Here is a 17,185-nt window from a genome sequence, read left to right as displayed (position 1 = left end):
TGGGGATTGTTGTGCCGGTCTCAAGCGCGCCGACTGGTCACTTCGCTGGACTTAGGCGCAGCAACCTTGGTCATCAGGCCAATAACATCAAGCAGCATAAACAGGCTGGATCCGGCCATCAGATATTTTCCTTGGCTAAAAAGTCAGTCAATAATTTACCGAAGACCAGCGGTTTTTCGGCATGGGGCCAATGTCCGGCGCCCTCGATCAGTTTGGCGCTCGACTGGGGAAACATCGAGCGGATCAACTCTTGGTCTTCGGCGGCTATATAGTGGCTGTTCATGCCTTTGATAAAGAGCGTTGGGCCGTCAAAGGGCTGAGTCGTGGTTGGTGCCTGCGCAATGCTCTCGTAACGTGACTCCAAGACCGAGAGATTAAAGCGCCAGGCCAGTTTGCCGTCCTGTTTATAAAGGCTTTTTAACAAAAACTGGCGCACGCCAACATCGGTCACCAGATCGGCGATATCGGCCTCTACGGCTTTACGATCGGGTAGGGTAGCCAGGTCGGCGCGCTTGAGCGCCAAAAAGATGTCTTGATGGTGCGGTGGGTAAGGCTTGGGCGCTATATCGACTACGATCAGTCGCGTCAACTCGCCAACATGCTCGTTGAGAGCCAATTGCATGGCGACCTTACCGCCCAGTGAATGACCAAGCAGTCGGTAGCGTTCGATACCTTGATGGTCGATCCAGTCATTTACCGCCGCGGCGAGATTGACCAAGGTCGGATCATCCAGCCAGGGCGAGCGCCCGTGATTGGGCAGGTCGAGCAGATGTACCCGATACCGGTCACTCAGTTGCCGGCCAATACTGCGCCAGTTGTCACCGGCACCGAATAGGCCATGAAGGAAGATTAGATCCGGGCCCGAGCCTAATGTTTCGCTGTAAATCATTGTGCTACCAGTATGCGAAGAGTCGCAGCAGTTTACCGAGCGAAATTTTTAAAAGCCATCTGCTATTTGGCCGACCCATGCACCCCGAGGTTGACGGTTAAGCGTCGAGCTATGCTGGCCTAGCAGCCCAACCGGATACTGGCTATAGTAGCGCCGATCGACAACGCAGCTACGTCAGAGGATAAAATCACCTCGACTGCTCGAGTGCGGATAGGGCGTAAGGCGCTAACATTACACACTGAGGTTAGGAATGGTTATGGAATGTCGAGAAAAGTGTGGCGCCTGCTGTATTGCGCCGGCGATTAAGCAACCATTTTATGGCATGCCACAGGGTAAGCCTGCGGGTGTAGCCTGTGTGCATCTGGATCGACACCTGGGATGCCAGCTATTTGGCGACCCGCGCAGACCCCAAGTTTGTGCGGACTTTAGGCCAGAAGTGGCTTTTTGTGGCACGAGCCAACAAGAGGCGATGCAGATTATGTTGACCCTAGAAGGGCTGATACCTGAGGAAAATCAACCTCAGCCGCACTGTTCAAATGAATGGCTAGCCCTAGAAAAAGGCTGAGCTGCTCTGTGCCACGCGGATTGCCAGCTGGGCATAGAGTGGGTCTTTTTTATCAGTAGGCAGGTTAAAGGTTTTGAACAGTGATAATTCTTCCCAATTCTGGAGCCCCCAGCCAATGTGTCGGTCCCGATTGTGGATTAGATTGGCCAGGGTGATCAACCCAGCGGGGTCTGGCACCGATGAGGCCCGACTAATTTTGCGGTACAGTCGGGGAACGTCGGCGAGCTTCTGCGGAAACGACCATTTTTCTAAGATGGCGGAGCCCAAGGGCCCGTGCAGCCGATCGATGACCTTGCCCAAGGTGATATTGTCCTGAATTAAATCATCGCGTGCTTCAGCATAGGCTAGGATGGGGAGCGCACCCAAACGATGGACAAGGCCCGCTAGCAGGGCCTCATCGGGCGGCACTAGATGGCAGTGCGTGGCCAATACGGTCGCCCAGTTGGACACTTGTCCGGTCAGTTGCCACAAGGCCCGCAGGCGCTTTTCAATCATCTCGCTGGTGGCTTGAAACATCTGCTCCATGGCCAGGCCGATCGCTAGATTTGAGGTGTAATGCATGCCCAGTCGACTGACCGCGACGGTGAGATCATTGACCTCCTGTGGCGCCCGCAATAGCGGACTATTGACTACGCGAATAATGCGCGCCGATAAGGCGGCATCTTGAGCGATGATTTCGGTCAGGTTTAGGATGGTGGAATTGTCGCATTCAGCGACATCTCGAACCTTTAACGCCACTTCCGGCAGGCTAGGCAGGGTCAGCCGGTCGTTTTGTAAGGCGGCCAAGATGTCATTCGCTATCGTTTCAACTAAGTAACTCATGCTGCCGATTAGGTTCCATAAGATTGTTAAATCTCAGTCTAGTCGCTCTGCTACAACCTGCTGATTGTTATCAGCATAAAGAGTGGGGTGATCGGGTCCGATTTTGAGAATCGCTAAGGCTAACTGTGACGTTTCAGTAGCGCCCGCCTGTACTATATCCCCGATGGCTACAGTGCCTTGGTATATCTTGCCATCGGCCGATGGCACTTGGCCGGACCAGCGCAAGGCACAGAGGCTTTTTTTGCTGGCCCCTTTAAAATGTAGCCGGGCAATGACTTCTTGTCCCGTATAACAGCCTTTTTTGAACGAAATACCGCCCTGTTTGTCCAGGCTGAAATTCTGCGGAATCCACTTTTCGGCCTGGTCGTCGGTCAGCCAGAGCGTTTGACTGGTGATATCAGCGGCCTGCCAAACACCGCTGTCGCTGGCCATTAATGGCAACAGATGGTCCATGACCGACTGATAAAACTGCGCATCGCTATCCAGCCAAACCAACCAACGACCGTCTGGCGCTTGGCACTGAAAGCGGCCCGTGGCCTCCTCGGGTAGAGTTGTGAGCCAGTTCTCGCCAGACTCACCGAGCAGTCCAAAGCCCTCAAACCGGTCAGAATTATCGGTCAACTGCGTGCCGCGAAAAAAAGCGATGTATTGGCTCAAATGTTTTGCCAAGCGGACGGCGCTGCTGCGATGACAGCAGAGGTGAATAATCGGCTCGGCAGCCTTGCTGCGAATCAACCAGACATTGGTGATGGCGCGACCCTTGGCGTTACAGAAGGCGCCGGGGCTGGCCTGCTCAGGAATCAGCAGGTTGATGTCTTGAGTGCATTGGCCCTGAAGGAATTTCACGGTGTCTTTACCGCTGATGGTGAGTACGGCGAGATGCTCCAGCGGATAGGCGGTTATTTGCTTCATAAGGCTCGGTTTGGTTACCTGTTGGTGTTAAACTTAGGCCTATAATAGGCCCTAATTGGATAATTGACAGTGGACACTATAGAAAAACAAGCAGAACAGCTACGCCGACTGGTTTGGCACAGCCGACGCGGGATGCTGGAGTTGGACGTATTGTTATTACCCTTTACTGAAAATCATTACAGCGCTCTTAATGAAACGGATAAAATGGTCTATCGTCGCATGATCGATTGCGAAGATCAGGACCTGTTTAATTGGTTTCTGGAAAAATCTAAATCGGCCGATAGTGAAATTCAGCGCATTGTTGAATTGGTTTTGGATAATGCCCGTAGTCATTGAGGCTGGTATCAGTGCGCCCAACCGACGCGCCGGATACCTTTGGCTGGCAACTTTCCAAGGCATGGTGCTCTCGACTCTGTTGTCTTGGCCGCTAACGACCCATCTACTGTGGTTCACGTTGCCCTTCTTAGGGCATTTTTTTTGGTCTGCGGAATATCGAGCGAAGCGGATTCGTTTGGCACTCGATGGCGTCCAGTTATCGACCGACACGGCCATAGAGCGCTTTCAATGGCACGGTGAAGGGCGCTTATCTCACGCTTTTATGCAGCTTGAACTAAGCCAAGACGACGGTCAGCGACTGACCCTCACCATCTGGCAGGACAGCGTCAGCGCGGCCAGCTGGCGCGCCTTGAATATGGGCTTCCGGGTAATGCAACCGACATTGCGCGCCGCCCAGGACCGTCAACATTTGCCAGATGGCGCATGGCTCAGGCTTTTTTAGGTGACAGGACGGTGATCTGGGCCTGATCGCTGAGCTCTGGATGACTGCGGGTGAAGTGCAAGCCGCGACTTTCTTTGCGTGACAGCGCCGATTCGATAATTAATTCGGCGACCACAACCAGATTGCGTAGCTCCAATAGATCGGCCGTGACACGGAAGTTCGAATAATATTCGCTAATCTCTTGCTTAAGCAATCCCACTCGTCGCTTGGCGCGCTCCAGTCGTTTGTCGGTCCGCACGATGCCAACATAATCCCACATAAAGCGGCGCAATTCGTCCCAGTTATGGGTGATCACAATCTTCTCATCGGAATCTCCGACTCTCGATTCATCCCATAAGGGCAGTTTTTCCGGATCAAACTGAGTGGCCGAGGACACTTGAATGTGTTCCGCAGCGGCCTGGGCATAAACGATGCATTCGAGCAGCGAATTGGAGGCCAGGCGATTGGCGCCGTGTAATCCGGTATAGGTGCATTCGCCGGCGGCAAACAGGCCGGCCAAATCGGTTGCGCCCTGAGCATCGATGCGGATGCCGCCGCAGGTATAGTGTGCCGCCGGGACAACCGGCAAGGGCTCCTTGGTCATATCGAAGCCATATTCCAGACAGCGGCGATAAATGGTCGGAAAATGGCTTTTAATAAAGTCCGGCGATTTGTGAGAAATATCCAGATACAGATTGTCGACGCCCAGACGTTTCATCTCATGGTCAATGGCTCGGGCGACTATATCCCGGGGGGCCAATTCGGCCCGTTCATCAAAGTGCTGCATAAAGCGTTCGCCATTGGGCAGCTTGAGGAGCCCGCCTTCACCGCGCAGCGCCTCGGAAATCAAAAAGGATTTGGCCTTGGGGTGAAATAAACAGGTCGGATGGAACTGATTAAACTCCATATTAACAATCCGGCACCCCGCTCGCCAAGCCATGGCAATGCCGTCACCGGTCGCGCCATCCGGATTGGATGTGTACAGGTAGACCTTGCTGGCCCCGCCGCTGGTGAGCACAGTAAAGCGGGCGCCAATGGTAACCGCCTGGTCGGTCAGGGTGTCGAGAATATAGGCCCCAACGCAGCGATTTTCCTGGTCGACAAGGCCGAGTTTCTCGGTGGTAATCAGATCAATGGCGACATGGTTCTCCAATATTTGGATATTGGGCGCCTGTCGGACGCGTTTGATCAGCGTCTCGGAAATGGCCAGACCGGTCGCGTCTGCGGCGTGAATAATGCGCCGTTGACTGTGGCCGCCTTCCCGGGTCAGATGAAATTCGACATCGGAGCCATCGACCCGAGTGAACGGCACGCCTTGCTCAATCAACCAATGGATGGCACTGCTGGAGCGCTCGATGGTATGGCGCACGGCGGCTGGATCACACAGGCCTGCGCCAGCATTGACGGTGTCCTGGACATGCTGATCAACTGAATCGACCTCGTCCAGCACCCCAGCGACACCGCCCTGAGCCCAGGCAGTGGAACCGGTGCCGATCTTTCCTTTGCTGATCACCAGGATGTTCATCGAGGTGGGCAAGCTGAGCGCGGTTGTTAAACCGGCCGCTCCAGAGCCAATAATCAAAACATCGGTCGCAAGGCGCACAGACATGGGCTAAAGCCTCCAAAATAAGATCAATCATAAGGTATAGGGCGGGCGCTTGGGTATTGATTTACCGCAAAAGTCACTGTTACGTCCCTTTTGAGTGGTCATTTTGTTATGACATATGGATTTAGGGCGAAAAAAAGTGCCTAGGTGCTGTCGATTGCCTCGCCCGCGCTATAAGATGCAGTAAAGTTAAGGGCCAGTTGCAATGATAATTGAACAGGGTACCGTCGTGGCCGCCAACGCCGACTGGTTGGTGGTGGAAGTGTTGCAGACCTCGGCCTGCGGGTCGTGCAGCGCCCGGCAAGGCTGCGGCCAAGCGCTTATGAGTGAGTGGGGTGATGCCCCGACTCAGCAGCAGAAAAATCATTTTAAGGTGCCTGCCGTGCTTGGTGCCGAGGTCGGTACGCGAGTTGACCTAGGTATGACGCCAGATACGCTCAGTGTGGTCGCCCTATTAGTCTATTTAGTGCCCTTACTGAACGCTTTTTTAGGTCTGAGTTTGGCGGTTTGGCTGGGTTTGTCAGAACCGATCCAATTGCTCTGCTTGATCGCCTGCCTCGGTCTATCCTATCTGGCCTTAAGTCGCATTCACTTTGATAAATACACCCGTTTGGTGCCGCAAATAGTTCGGCTGCATGGGTTGCGTAAAAGTCCGGACCTAATCGCGTCAAGCCCGATGACCTAGGTGTAAATCAGATGTAAAGCGGCAGCCCACGGCAAGCTTCTGGCCGTACTCTACAGCGCGAAACATCGTCGAATTGGAGTACAACCTATGCAGCATCGATTACCAGTCGCCTTCCTGGCGGCCATGGCTTTTCTGGCCAGTACCCTGGCATATTCCGCCACGGTGGTATTGCCCGATTTCACAGTCCTAGTTGAGCAACAGTCCCCTTCGGTGGTGAAGATCAGCACCGTCGCCAGTCGTATGACCAATTCCCAAGGTCAAACTCAGGAAGATATCCCAGAATTGTTTCGCTACTTCTTCGGCGATCAACTCCCGGAAGGCTTTGAATTCAATACCCCGCAACCCAGTCAGGGTTTGGGCTCGGGCTTCATTATCTCTGCTGATGGCTATATTTTGACCAACAATCATGTCATCGAGGGTGCCGACGAGGTCAACGTGCGCCTCACCAATGGGGACGAATATGCCGCCACGGTGATCGGGGCCGATCCGGCCAGCGATGTGGCCTTACTGAAGATCGAGGCCAGCAAACTACCGGCCGTGACCTTTGGCAACAGCGATGAGTTGAAGGTCGGCGAATGGGTCTTGGCCATCGGCTCGCCCTTTAACTTCGAATACAGCGTCACCCAAGGCATCGTAAGTGCTAAGGGTCGTGCATTGGGCGGCAGTGACCGCTACGTGCCCTTTATCCAAACCGATGTCGCGATCAACCCCGGTAACTCCGGTGGGCCCTTGTTTAATCTCAAGGGTGAAGTGGTTGGCATCAACTCGCAGATCTATACCCGTTCGGGTGGTTTCATGGGTGTCTCTTTCGCGATACCGATTAACATTGTCAAGAATGTTGCCGAGCAATTGAAAGAAAATGGCTCGGTTCTGCGCGGTTGGCTTGGGGTCGAAATGTACCCTCCTTTTAATGATGATGTTGACCTGGCCAAGTCCCTCGGTTTGGAGCGACCCGAAGGTGCACTGCTAGCGCGAGTTATCCAGGGTAGCCCCGCCGCCGACGCGGGCTTATTAGCTGACGATGTGCTGGTTGAGTTTGACGGCATTAAGATCAAGCGCTATTCCGACTTACCACCTCTAGTCGGCGTGATCAGTCCCGGTGCTGAGGTTGAGGTCAAGGTGGTTCGGGCCGGCAAAAATAAATCTCTGACCGTTAAAATCGGCGTGTTTAATCCGCAAGCCATGGCCCGGAGCGTTACCCCAGCCCAACCGCAAGCGGACAACCCACTGAACATTTTCATCGAAGATGCCGGTGAGCGAAATGGCGTGGTGGTGTTAGATATACTCGACGGTCCGGCTCTCCGCGCCGGTCTGCGCAAGGGGGATATCATTACCATGATGAGGAATGAGTTTGTCCGCGATAAGGGCGACTTTGACCGCATTGTGACCGATTTGCCTGAAAATGGCGCGGTAGCGGTGCGCATTTTGCGGGGCGAGAACATTGTTTACCTGGCCATCCCGACCAAGTAAATAACCTAAGGCCCTGCCACCGCGCAGGGTCCTGACGTTCGGCCGTTGGTTTTTTTAAGCCCCTCAGCAATTGCAGTCCATGCCACCGCACCAGCCCCCGCTGTGGCTTATATCGAGTTTATTGCCCCGTTGACGATAGTGTTCGCAGGTGAAATGGTTTAAACTCGCCGCCCCATTTTTAGCAAGTGAACGCCTACGTGAGCAGCGATTTATCCCATATCCGCAATTTTTCAATCATTGCCCATATCGACCATGGTAAATCGACCCTGGCTGACCGTTTTATCCAACATTGCGGTGGCCTAGCCGACCGCGATATGGCGGCCCAGGTGCTCGATACCATGGATATCGAACGCGAACGGGGCATCACCATCAAGGCCCAGAGTGTCACCCTGAATTACCCAGCCAAAGACGGTAAGGTGTACCAGCTGAACTTTATCGATACGCCTGGCCATGTCGATTTTTCATACGAAGTGTCGCGCTCCTTGGCCGCCTGTGAAGGTGCCCTCTTAGTGGTCGATGCCGCCCAGGGCGTTGAAGCCCAGTCGGTCGCCAACTGCTACACTGCGATCGAACAGGGTTTGGAAGTGGTTGCGGTATTGAATAAGATGGATCTGCCGCAGGCCGAGCCGGATCGAGTCGCCAATGAAATTGAAGAAATTATCGGCATTGAGGCCCACGACGCGGTGCGTTTGTCGGCCAAGAGCGGTATTGGCATCCAAGACGCCTTGGAAGAAATTGTGCGTCGGGTTCCGCCGCCGGTAGGCGATCTTACAGAAGACCTGCAAGCCTTGATTATCGATTCTTGGTTCGATAATTATCTCGGTATTGTCTCCTTGGTGCGGGTCAAAAATGGCGTGCTCAAGAAGGGCGAGAAAATATTAATCAAGAGTTCCGGACGCACCCACGTAGTGGATCGTCTGGGTATCTTTACCCCCAAGATGACCGATACTAAGGAGTTGAAAGCCGGCGAAGTCGGTTTCATCTGCGCCTCCATCAAAGAAATTAAGGGCGCCCCCGTCGGGGATACCATTACCGCACATAATACCCCCGATGTGGCTCAATTGCCCGGTTTCAAGAAGGTTAAGCCGCAGGTCTATGCGGGCTTGTTTCCGGTCACCTCAGACGACTTTGAAGCATTTCGAGATGCCTTAAATAAGTTGCAGCTCAACGATGCTTCGCTCTTTTTTGAACCAGAAAGTTCCGATGCCTTGGGCTTTGGGTTTCGCTGTGGTTTCCTTGGCATGTTGCATATGGAAATTGTCCAGGAGCGCCTCGAGCGGGAATACAATCTCGATCTAATTACCACCGCTCCGACCGTGGTATACGAGATTCTCAAGACCGATGGTACCGTGGTGATGGTAGACAATCCGTCTAAGTTACCGGCAGCTAATAATATTCAAGAATTTCGTGAACCCATCGTGTTGGCCAACATACTGGTTCCTAAAGAGCACGTTGGTAACGTGATCACCCTGTGCATCGAAAAGCGCGGTATACAACGTGAGATGCAATATATCGGTGGCCAGGTGTCGCTCAGCTATTATTTGCCCATGGCCGAAGTGGTTCTGGATTTCTTTGACCGATTAAAATCAGTCAGTCGGGGCTTTGCTTCGCTCGACTTTAGCTTTGATCACTTCGAAGACTCGCGTCTGACGCGCCTGGACGTGTTGGTCAATGGTGAGCGCGTCGATGCGTTGGCGATCATCATGCACAGCGACACGATCCAGCGCCGCGGTCGCAGCTTGTGCGACAAGATGAAGGAACTAATTCCCCGTCAGATGTTCGATGTGGCCATTCAAGCCGCGGTCGGCAGTAATGTGGTCGCTCGAACCACGGTTAAGGCGCTGCGCAAAAACGTTATTGCCAAATGTTACGGCGGTGATATATCGCGCAAGAAGAAACTGCTGCAAAAGCAAAAAGACGGTAAGAAACGCATGAAACAGGTCGGCTCGGTATCCATTCCTCAGGAAGCCTTCCTAGCCGTGTTGAAGATTGATAGCTAGGCTGAAGCTACCGATGGTGGCCAATACAAAGAGAAAGGTGGGTCACCTAAAGGGTTCGCAGCCTTGTGTAAACAGGCCCATTGCAGCGAATTTATATGACCAAGGGCACTCTGCGCACTGAATGCCCGCCACTAGAGTGACGTCTTAATTTGCTAAGGGTGGGCTAGAACCTACTTTTAAGGAGAATGAATGAGTTTGTATGGCTTATCCGCCCTAGTCTTACTGTTAGGTACTGTATTGACGGCTTTAGTGTTTCTCAGCTATCGAAAACGCTTGGCTGAGCTCACGGTCGAGTCTGACGTCACCGAAATGTCGCTGCAGCAGATGTTCACGTCTACGCCACTTGAGCGCGGTTTGGGCTATGCCCTGGTGGCTCTGATCGGTTATCTGATCTGGCAGACCATCACCCAAGGCTTTGATTTTGCCTTGCTGATGATTGGTGCGACCGGCTTTACCGGCTTCGTCTATCTCCTTGATTACCGCCTTACCCGCAAGACCCGTCTGGCCATCCTAGAGCGGGCGAGCGTGCAGATTCCCGAGTTTGAGGAGACCGTTGACACGGCCACATTGGAACCGGGTTTGATTGAAAATAGCCGGGCCTTTTTCCCCATCCTGGTCTTCGTGTTTGTCTTGCGCAGTTTTCTGCTCGAGCCCTTTCAAATTCCGTCTGGGTCTATGAAGCCAACTCTTGAAATCAGTGACTTTATTCTGGTCAATCGCTTTGTCTATGGCATCCGCATGCCGATTTCCAATAAGGTGATCATCCCAATCGGGACGCCCCGGCAAGGCGATGTGATCGTCTTTAAACCACCCCATGAGCCGGATAAGAATTTTATCAAGCGGGTGATCGGTGTGCCGGGTGACCTGATTCAGTACGATTATTCTCGCAAGATCCTGCGCGTCAATGGCGAGGTGGTGCCTAAAGACCTGATTGAAAAACGCACCGATGAGGCCGGTCGATATAACCTCTACAGTGAAAATCTGTTCGGTCGTGAGCACCAGATCTACAACAATCAGTCTCGAGCGATACGCCGTCCCGATGAATGGTTGCCGATCAATGGTGTTACGGTGCCTGAAGGTAAGTACTTTGTGATGGGCGACAACCGCGACAACAGTCAGGATGCCCGTTATTGGGAAGGCACTCGACGGCTGCAAACCGGCGATTTTAGCAACAATGGCAACAATGCCTGGGGTTTTGTTGACGAAGATTCCATTCTGGGCCAAGCTTTCGTTATCTGGATGCATTGGCAGGGGTTCTACCCCAGCTTTGCCCGCACGGGCTTTATCCAATAATTGACCGGACAGTAGGCAGGAGACAAACATGAAGAGTTTGCACCGACAGCGCGGTATGTCACTGTGGGGCGTTGTGTTCCTAACTGCGTTGGTGCTGTTCACCGGCTTGCTGCTCGTCAAGATGTCCGGAGTTTATTATGATCATCAGACCCTGAATAAGACGATCCGGAACGCGTTGGCAGGCCAAACTGCCACCGGTTTTTCCGAGTCTGAATTCTTCGATCGGGTGGCCAAAAACATGCAAATCAATGGTATTCGCATTGATTTAAAAAAAGAACTCACCTACGACAAACGCCAAAGTCCGCCTGTTGTGGTGCTCAACTATGAAAAACGCGAACATCTGTTTTTGAATGTTGATGTGGTTATGTCTTTCCATCAAGAATATGAGTTGTAGCCTTGTTAACCCACTATCCACGCCTCTTTAAGTCGATTCAATACACCTTTCAAGATCAAGAGCTGCTCGAGCAGGCCCTGTCGCATCGAAGTTTTTCCCGCAAGAACTATGAACGGATGGAATTTCTCGGTGATGCAATCTTGAACTGCACCATAGCCCAAGCCCTATTCGAGCGTTTCCCTAATGCCAAAGAAGGTCAGATGTCGCGTCTGCGGGCCCAATTGGTCAAGGGTGAAACGCTGGCCGAGTTGGGCCGAGAGTTTAATTTGGGTGATTTCCTCAAGTTAGGCAGCGGTGAGCTTAAAAGCGGCGGTTTCCGGCGCGACAGCATTCTCGCCGACGGCGTCGAAGCGATCATCGGTGCCATCAGTCTGGACGCCGATTTGGCTCAGGCGCAGCGGGTGCTGTTAAGCTGGTACGAGGATCGCCTGTCCCGCCTAGATCTAAGCGAAAACATTAAAGATTCCAAAACGAAATTGCAGGAGTACCTGCAAGCACGTCGAATGCCACTGCCTGATTACCAGGTCACGGCCATTGCCGGTGAGGCCCATCAACAAGAGTTTACGGTTCATTGCGCGGTTGAAACGATGGCGGAACCCTTTGTTGGGGTGGGTAATAGTCGGCGCATCGCCGAACAAGAAGCGGCTCAGGCCGCGTTAAAAGCATTAGGCGAGGACCAATAAGATGACCGAACAGTTTACCCTGGATACCCAATGTGGCTTTGTCGCCATCGTTGGACGACCGAATGTTGGCAAATCGACGCTGATGAACCATCTCTTAGGTCAGAAGATTTCCATTACCTCGCGCAAGCCCCAAACCACTCGTCATCAGATTACCGGCATCTGGACCGAAGAGCAGACCCAAATCGTCTTCGTTGACACCCCGGGCATGCATCGTGGCCAGGAAAAGGCCATTAATCGGGTGATGAACAAGGCGGCGGACTCAGCCCTGAATGATGTCGATGCTGTCTTGATGGTGGTTGACCGCACCGTCTGGTCCGATGAAGATCAATGGGTGCTCGATAAGCTGGATGGCATCAAGGCACCGGTTATCTTGATTATCAACAAGGTGGATCATCTGGAAAACAAGCAGTCCTTGTTGCCGCATCTTGAGCAGGTCAATAAAAAATACCCCTTCGCCGATGTGATACCGGTGTCGGCGCTGCAGGGCCACAACCTCGATACCCTGATCAAAGTCTTGAGTGCAAAAATACCGGCGGGTCTGTTTCATTTTCCCGAAGATCAGGTTACCGATCGCAGCCAGCGCTTTATGGCCGCCGAAATCATCCGTGAGAAAATCATGCGCCAGTTGGGTGCCGAGCTGCCCTATTCGACGGCCGTTGAAATTGAACAGTTTGAGTTTGAAGACCGGATTCTGCATATCCACGGTTTGATTTTGGTTGAGCGCTCAGGACAAAAGCGCATCGTGATCGGTGACAAGGGCGAGCGAATTAAAAAAGTCGGCCAAGAAGCCCGTGTCGATATGGAAAACTTGTTCGAAACCAAGGTGATGCTCAACCTGTGGGTGAAGGTAAAGGGCGGCTGGGCCGACGACGAACGAGCGCTGAAAAGTCTCGGTTACTACGACCAGTAATCATGGCGTTCGCACGTGTTGTCCGCACCGAGGCGCTATTGATCCACGCCTGGCCCTATCGGGAAACGGATTTTCTGGTCGAATTGATGACCGAAAAATGCGGCCGGATCCGCTGCCATATGCGCAACAGCCGCCCGGAGGCATTCCGCCCGTTTGAGATTAAAGTAACCCAAGCCAAGGGTTACTTTTCGGCAAGCGACTTCCGCTACACCCAGTCGCTGTTGATTCGCCATAACGAAGCACGGCTGATCGGGCTCTATGTTAATGAACTGGTCTACCGCCTCGTCCCTACTGCGCTGGTGGATGAATCCCTATACGGCAGTTACCTGGCCACCCTGGCGCATCTTGAAGTGCGCATTCGGGTCCAGGCAGCCTTGCGGTTTTTTGAACAGCGGGTCCTGCAGTTGATTGGGCATGCGCTTGACTATCGCGCCGACCGAAACTCTCAGGCCATTGTCGAACAGCAGCGCTATAATTTCATGGCCAATAGCGGCTTTAATCCAAGTGCCGATGGGCGTTACACCGGGGCCCAATTGCTCAGTGTGGCACGCGCCGATTATGATATAGCTGGTGCGCTGACCCTCGCTCGGGAATGTCAGCAGCAGCAGATCGAGGCGATCCTTCAGCCCCAAGCCCTATTTAGCCGCAAGTGGTCTATTGCCACATCGGCACCGCATCGAGAATCGTCCAAATGAAAGGCATTGGCACCGATATAGTCCAGATTTCACGTATCAAGACGGTCTATGACCGACAGGGTGAGCGTTTTGTCGCGCGGATCCTGTCGTCGGCTGAGCAGCAAATTTTTCATCAACGGCACCAAGCGATCAGTTTTTTGGCCAATCGCTTTGCTGGCAAAGAAGCCCTCGCCAAAGCCTTGGGTACCGGAATCGGGCAGGGCGTGCGCTTTGTCGATTTGGAAATACTGCCCAATACATTCGGTCAGCCGGAGGTGACGCTCAGGGGAGTGGCACTTGAGCGGCTAACCGCCTTGGGCGCGACGCAGGCTAAAATCAGTCTCAGCGACGAACAAGACTATGCCGTGGCCTTTGCCGTGCTCCTCTAGCCGGTTTATTAGCCGACGCACGGTCGCTGGGTTATGCGCCGAACAATGGCTTTTAGCCTAGAGCGTTGGCATTGTTTTAGCCGAGGCGTTGAGCCGAAGGGCATAGACCTTAAGCGCCCGCTCAAAGCCTCGATCGACATCGTTTTCACCCACCCAACGCGCTACACTCTCGATCTCCTGATTTAACATCACCAAGGCATCATCAAGCCCAGAACGGTGATCCTGTTTGAGCAGCTGTTCGGCATGCTTAAGCGTCATTTGCAACCTGGGAAGACCGCAATAGAGAGTGGCCCCATGCAATCGATGAATCCTTTCCAGCAGCGCTGTTAGATTATCCTGACGATAGAGCAGGTTGATCTGCGCCTGATCGTTACTCAACGAATCCGCTAGCATGGCAAACATATCTTTGGCCAAGCCGAGTTTGCCATTGGCCTTTTGTAGGCCACTCACCAGGTCGACCGGCTGCTCGGCGACTAACATCGGTTCGAGTCGGACCGCTGGCTGATCCTCTTGTTCGAACGGTTCGGTCTGATCTTGTGGCGCCAGAAGCGTGACACCAGTCCATTTCGATAGGGTCTTGTGCAACTGGTCTTCATCGATTGGTTTGGCTAAATAGTCGTCCATGCCGGCCACTAACATCGCTTCGCGTTCGTCAGCCAGGGCGTGTGCGGTCAAAGCGACGATCGGAACACGCTGCGGCTTAAGCTCAATTTTGCGTATTTGGCGCGTCGCGCTTAAACCGTCCATTGTTGGCATCTGAATGTCCATAAAGATAAGATCATAGGCTTGGACTCGGGCCTTGTTGAGTGCTTCTTCGCCACCGGCGGCGGCATCGACCGCGACCCCAATATCTTCTAAGAGGGTGACAATCAGTTTGAGGTTGGCGGCATTATCATCGACCGCCAATACTTTAATAGTTGACTTCAGATCGCGCAATTGCAGCTCAGTCTTTGCATTTGGGTTATCGATATGCGGTGTAATCATCTGTTTAACGGTTTGATATAGATCGCTGTTTCGGACCGGGCTGGTCAGGTAAAATTGACTACCCTGCTCAACTAAGCGGGCGCTTATATCGTCGTCGCTGCCATCGGCAATAACCAACGCTGGGCAGGCCAGGTCGCGCTCGATCTTGAAGAGCGCACGACAGAGTTCGTCGTCTGTTGGCTGCTGCGCGAGAGCAATGACGGCTATATTGGGTCTGGGTGATATATTCTGTTCCAGGTGAGCAATCAATTCAGCCGGCGTATTGAGTTCGAAGGTCATGGCACCCCAGCCTTCGAACTGATGGCGGAAAGCTAAGCGAGACATTTCCCGTTGTTCCACCACAGCAACCGTAAGGCCGACCAATGCCGTTAATTTTGGCGGTTGCTGCACCGCCGGCGCGATGTCGGCGCGAATATTGAACCAAAAGGTTGAGCCCTTGTCTTTCTGGCTTTCCAGGCCGATATCGCCGCCCATCTGCTCAACCAAGCGCTTGGAAATAACCAAGCCCAAGCCGGTTCCGCCAAATTCTCGGGCCGTTGACGAATCCGCCTGAGAAAAGGCCTGAAAGAGGGTCTTCTGTTGGATCTTGGTCAAGCCAATGCCGGTATCTGTCACGCTCACGCGGACCGTAACCTTATGGCCCTGATGTTGTTCGATCATCGTGCGCACCACCACGCTGCCGTCGTTGGTAAATTTGATCGCATTGCTGATTAGATTGGTGAGCACCTGTTTCAGCCGCAATGGATCAAAGATAAGTTGTTCGGGTACATCGTTATAGAACAGCGACACCACCTCTAGGTTTTTCGCCGCTGAGGCCGGATTGAGCATCGCCAAGACCTCCTCGATGGCGACACGAAGATTGCTGCTGCGATTATCCAGGGTCAGTTTACCGGCCTCTATCTTACAGAAATCCAGTACATCATTGATTATGGTTAACAGGACCTGCGATGACGACATGATGGTGTCGACCTGATCCGCTTGTTTTTTGGTCAGATTCGAGCGACCCAAGAGACGCGCAAAGCCGAGGATGCCATTAAGCGGCGTGCGGATTTCGTGGCTCATATTGGCCAGAAATTCAGTCTTGACCTGGTTGGCCCGCTGCGCGTCACGTCGGGCCATATCCAACTCGATGTTTTGAATCTCAATGGTTTCTAAGGTTTCACGCAGATCCAAGGTGGCCTGTTCGACGCTATTTTGCATCTCGTTGTAGGCATCTTTGATGGTTTCAGCCATGGCATTGATACCCACCTCCAGTTCGCGCAGTTCGCCCTTGGAATGGGTCGGCACCCGAGACTCCAGGTTGCCCTCGCGAATCTCAATGACGGTCCGAATCATATGGTGCACCGGCCGAATAATGGCTCGATTCAGATAGAAGGCAATACCGGCGATGATAAAGAGGGTGGCCAGCAGCAGGGTCAGATTAAGCAGTATGGATTGGTAGTGGCCGACCCGGGTATTGGCATAGTCGAACTCGCTTTCCACCCAGGCAATCGGCTGCGGGTTCGCCGTGCGCAGCTCTATATCCTGCGGCGCTAAGATGGGCGCCAGAAATCGATAGCTGGCGTGACTGATATGCAGGCGGGTGGCCCGCGTATCGCCGATGGCAAAGGGATAGGCCGGCCCCATGGGATTTGGGCCCGATACCAGCCACTCTGAGGTCGATGCATTATAGAGCCGAATTGAACGTGCATCCTGCTCATTGAGCGCCCTGCGGATCAAGGCATCGAGTAGCGGCGTGTCGGTCTGAGCTACCGGCAACGACAGGGTGTCGGCGAGGCGGTTGGCCACGGCCTCGGAGCGTTCCATAAAAGCCTGTTGTTGATGTTGGATGTCGGTCAGGGTGAACCAGCCAAGGGCCAGCAGGCCCAGAAATAGGGCAGGAATCAGTGAAATGTAGAGCAGTCGGTTCTGCAGACCCATGGCGTTCATATCCAGCCTTATCTTGTTGTAACACCGAATCAGGTAGCCGGTTGTTATCGGGAGAGACCAGCAAGCTGTATTATTATGGTCCACAAGTGCAAAAAATGGAGGAGAATTTGCCGTTAATTGTGGCAAATGGCCGGTGAATTAAACGTCCACTGTTTGGTTTGGTGGCTTTGCGCTTCGGCTGGGGCGGCTAATAACCCAAATTCGATAAGTTGTGCCCTTTGGT

Annotated in this window: 17 protein-coding genes; 12 read left to right on the top strand and 5 right to left on the bottom strand. The window is 53.2% G+C overall.

Annotated features, from left to right (window positions below):
- Positions 1 to 118: 118 nt before the first annotated feature.
- Positions 119 to 889 carry an alpha/beta fold hydrolase gene (locus REIFOR_RS11135; protein ID WP_100257631.1) on the bottom strand — a complete coding sequence of 257 codons (771 nt, stop codon included), beginning with the start codon at positions 887 to 889 and terminating at the stop codon, positions 119 to 121.
- A gap of 250 nt (positions 890 to 1,139) precedes the next feature.
- Between REIFOR_RS11135 and REIFOR_RS17195 the strand changes: the two genes are divergently transcribed.
- Positions 1,140 to 1,454 carry a YkgJ family cysteine cluster protein gene (locus REIFOR_RS17195; protein WP_337957395.1) on the top strand — a complete coding sequence of 105 codons (315 nt, stop codon included), beginning with the start codon at positions 1,140 to 1,142 and terminating at the stop codon, positions 1,452 to 1,454.
- Here REIFOR_RS17195 and REIFOR_RS11125 read toward each other — a convergent pair.
- Together REIFOR_RS11125 and ygfZ are read right to left on the bottom strand one after the other, a co-directional pair.
- Entirely contained in the window at positions 1,440 to 2,276 is an 837-nt protein-coding gene (locus tag REIFOR_RS11125) for an HDOD domain-containing protein (RefSeq protein ID WP_100257630.1), read from the bottom strand. The genes REIFOR_RS17195 and REIFOR_RS11125 overlap by 15 nt on opposite strands.
- A 33-nt stretch (positions 2,277 to 2,309) precedes the next feature.
- The gene (ygfZ, locus tag REIFOR_RS11120; RefSeq protein ID WP_100257629.1) at positions 2,310 to 3,188 is read right to left on the bottom strand and encodes a CAF17-like 4Fe-4S cluster assembly/insertion protein YgfZ; all 879 of its coding nucleotides are present in this window, start codon (positions 3,186 to 3,188) and stop codon (positions 2,310 to 2,312) included.
- 69 nt (positions 3,189 to 3,257) lie between these two features.
- On the opposite strand from ygfZ, the gene REIFOR_RS11115 reads away from it, so the two are divergent.
- Both REIFOR_RS11115 and REIFOR_RS11110 read left to right on the top strand, forming a co-directional pair.
- Positions 3,258 to 3,524 (top strand): FAD assembly factor SdhE, encoded by a 267-nt coding sequence (locus REIFOR_RS11115; protein WP_452595865.1) that lies wholly within the window; start codon positions 3,258 to 3,260, stop codon positions 3,522 to 3,524.
- Complete coding sequence (locus REIFOR_RS11110) at positions 3,508 to 3,966, top strand: protein YgfX (RefSeq protein WP_100257628.1); 459 nt, start codon at positions 3,508 to 3,510, stop codon at positions 3,964 to 3,966. Before REIFOR_RS11115 ends, REIFOR_RS11110 begins: the two co-directional genes overlap by 17 nt.
- On the opposite strand, the gene nadB is transcribed toward REIFOR_RS11110, so the two are convergent.
- Positions 3,953 to 5,554: an L-aspartate oxidase gene (nadB, locus tag REIFOR_RS11105; protein WP_100257627.1), complete on the bottom strand. Its 1,602-nt coding sequence runs from the start codon at positions 5,552 to 5,554 to the stop codon at positions 3,953 to 3,955. The two genes, REIFOR_RS11110 and nadB, sit on opposite strands and share 14 nt — an antisense overlap.
- A 202-nt stretch (positions 5,555 to 5,756) precedes the next feature.
- On the opposite strand from nadB, the gene REIFOR_RS11100 reads away from it, so the two are divergent.
- The 9 genes from REIFOR_RS11100 (at position 5,757) to acpS (ending at position 14,049) form a co-directional block, all read left to right on the top strand.
- Complete coding sequence (locus REIFOR_RS11100; RefSeq protein WP_100257626.1) at positions 5,757 to 6,236, top strand: SoxR reducing system RseC family protein; 480 nt, start codon at positions 5,757 to 5,759, stop codon at positions 6,234 to 6,236.
- Between the two features lie 87 nt (positions 6,237 to 6,323).
- The gene (locus REIFOR_RS11095) at positions 6,324 to 7,706 is read left to right on the top strand and encodes a Do family serine endopeptidase (RefSeq protein WP_227003663.1); all 1,383 of its coding nucleotides are present in this window, start codon (positions 6,324 to 6,326) and stop codon (positions 7,704 to 7,706) included.
- A 197-nt stretch (positions 7,707 to 7,903) separates the two neighbouring features.
- Entirely contained in the window at positions 7,904 to 9,706 is a 1,803-nt protein-coding gene (gene lepA / locus REIFOR_RS11090) for a translation elongation factor 4 (RefSeq protein WP_100257625.1), read from the top strand.
- Positions 9,707 to 9,895: 189 nt separating this feature from the next.
- On the top strand, positions 9,896 to 10,999 hold the full coding sequence (lepB, locus tag REIFOR_RS11085) for a signal peptidase I (RefSeq protein WP_227003662.1): 1,104 nt from the start codon (positions 9,896 to 9,898) through the stop codon (positions 10,997 to 10,999).
- A gap of 28 nt (positions 11,000 to 11,027) precedes the next feature.
- On the top strand, positions 11,028 to 11,393 hold the full coding sequence (locus tag REIFOR_RS11080) for a DUF4845 domain-containing protein (RefSeq protein ID WP_100257624.1): 366 nt from the start codon (positions 11,028 to 11,030) through the stop codon (positions 11,391 to 11,393).
- 2 nt (positions 11,394 to 11,395) lie between these two features.
- Positions 11,396 to 12,076: a ribonuclease III gene (rnc, locus tag REIFOR_RS11075; protein WP_100257623.1), complete on the top strand. Its 681-nt coding sequence runs from the start codon at positions 11,396 to 11,398 to the stop codon at positions 12,074 to 12,076.
- A 1-nt stretch (position 12,077) separates the two neighbouring features.
- Positions 12,078 to 12,986 (top strand): GTPase Era, encoded by a 909-nt coding sequence (gene era / locus REIFOR_RS11070; protein WP_100257622.1) that lies wholly within the window; start codon positions 12,078 to 12,080, stop codon positions 12,984 to 12,986.
- Positions 12,987 to 12,988: 2 nt separating this feature from the next.
- On the top strand, positions 12,989 to 13,681 hold the full coding sequence (gene recO, locus REIFOR_RS11065) for a DNA repair protein RecO (protein WP_100257621.1): 693 nt from the start codon (positions 12,989 to 12,991) through the stop codon (positions 13,679 to 13,681).
- Complete coding sequence (gene acpS / locus REIFOR_RS11060; RefSeq protein ID WP_100257620.1) at positions 13,678 to 14,049, top strand: holo-ACP synthase; 372 nt, start codon at positions 13,678 to 13,680, stop codon at positions 14,047 to 14,049. The genes recO and acpS overlap by 4 nt, the downstream gene beginning before the upstream one ends.
- A 57-nt stretch (positions 14,050 to 14,106) precedes the next feature.
- Here the strand turns inward: acpS and REIFOR_RS11055 are convergent, their stop codons facing one another.
- On the bottom strand, positions 14,107 to 16,962 hold the full coding sequence (locus tag REIFOR_RS11055) for a response regulator (RefSeq protein WP_100257619.1): 2,856 nt from the start codon (positions 16,960 to 16,962) through the stop codon (positions 14,107 to 14,109).
- Positions 16,963 to 17,185: the final 223 nt, after the last annotated feature.

Source organism: Reinekea forsetii (assembly GCF_002795845.1).
GTDB lineage: Bacteria > Pseudomonadota > Gammaproteobacteria > Pseudomonadales > Natronospirillaceae > Reinekea > Reinekea forsetii.
Note: the sequence above shows the minus strand (reverse complement) of the source record. Positions and strands in the feature narration are given on the sequence as shown.

Excerpts from the sequence above, each read along its gene's own strand:
- REIFOR_RS11135 (WP_100257631.1), bottom strand. The coding sequence starts at position 889 with ATGATTTACAGCGAAACATTAGGCTCGGGCCCGGATCTAATCTTCCTT.
- REIFOR_RS17195 (WP_337957395.1), top strand. The coding sequence starts at position 1,140 with ATGGTTATGGAATGTCGAGAAAAGTGTGGCGCCTGCTGTATTGCGCCG.
- REIFOR_RS11125 (WP_100257630.1), bottom strand. The coding sequence starts at position 2,276 with ATGAGTTACTTAGTTGAAACGATAGCGAATGACATCTTGGCCGCCTTA.
- ygfZ (WP_100257629.1), bottom strand. The coding sequence starts at position 3,188 with ATGAAGCAAATAACCGCCTATCCGCTGGAGCATCTCGCCGTACTCACC.
- REIFOR_RS11110 (WP_100257628.1), top strand. The coding sequence starts at position 3,508 with ATGCCCGTAGTCATTGAGGCTGGTATCAGTGCGCCCAACCGACGCGCC.
- nadB (WP_100257627.1), bottom strand. The coding sequence starts at position 5,554 with ATGTCTGTGCGCCTTGCGACCGATGTTTTGATTATTGGCTCTGGAGCG.
- REIFOR_RS11100 (WP_100257626.1), top strand. The coding sequence starts at position 5,757 with ATGATAATTGAACAGGGTACCGTCGTGGCCGCCAACGCCGACTGGTTG.
- REIFOR_RS11095 (WP_227003663.1), top strand. The coding sequence starts at position 6,324 with ATGCAGCATCGATTACCAGTCGCCTTCCTGGCGGCCATGGCTTTTCTG.
- lepB (WP_227003662.1), top strand. The coding sequence starts at position 9,896 with ATGAGTTTGTATGGCTTATCCGCCCTAGTCTTACTGTTAGGTACTGTA.
- REIFOR_RS11080 (WP_100257624.1), top strand. The coding sequence starts at position 11,028 with ATGAAGAGTTTGCACCGACAGCGCGGTATGTCACTGTGGGGCGTTGTG.
- era (WP_100257622.1), top strand. The coding sequence starts at position 12,078 with ATGACCGAACAGTTTACCCTGGATACCCAATGTGGCTTTGTCGCCATC.
- recO (WP_100257621.1), top strand. The coding sequence starts at position 12,989 with ATGGCGTTCGCACGTGTTGTCCGCACCGAGGCGCTATTGATCCACGCC.
- acpS (WP_100257620.1), top strand. The coding sequence starts at position 13,678 with ATGAAAGGCATTGGCACCGATATAGTCCAGATTTCACGTATCAAGACG.
- REIFOR_RS11055 (WP_100257619.1), bottom strand. The coding sequence starts at position 16,962 with ATGAACGCCATGGGTCTGCAGAACCGACTGCTCTACATTTCACTGATT.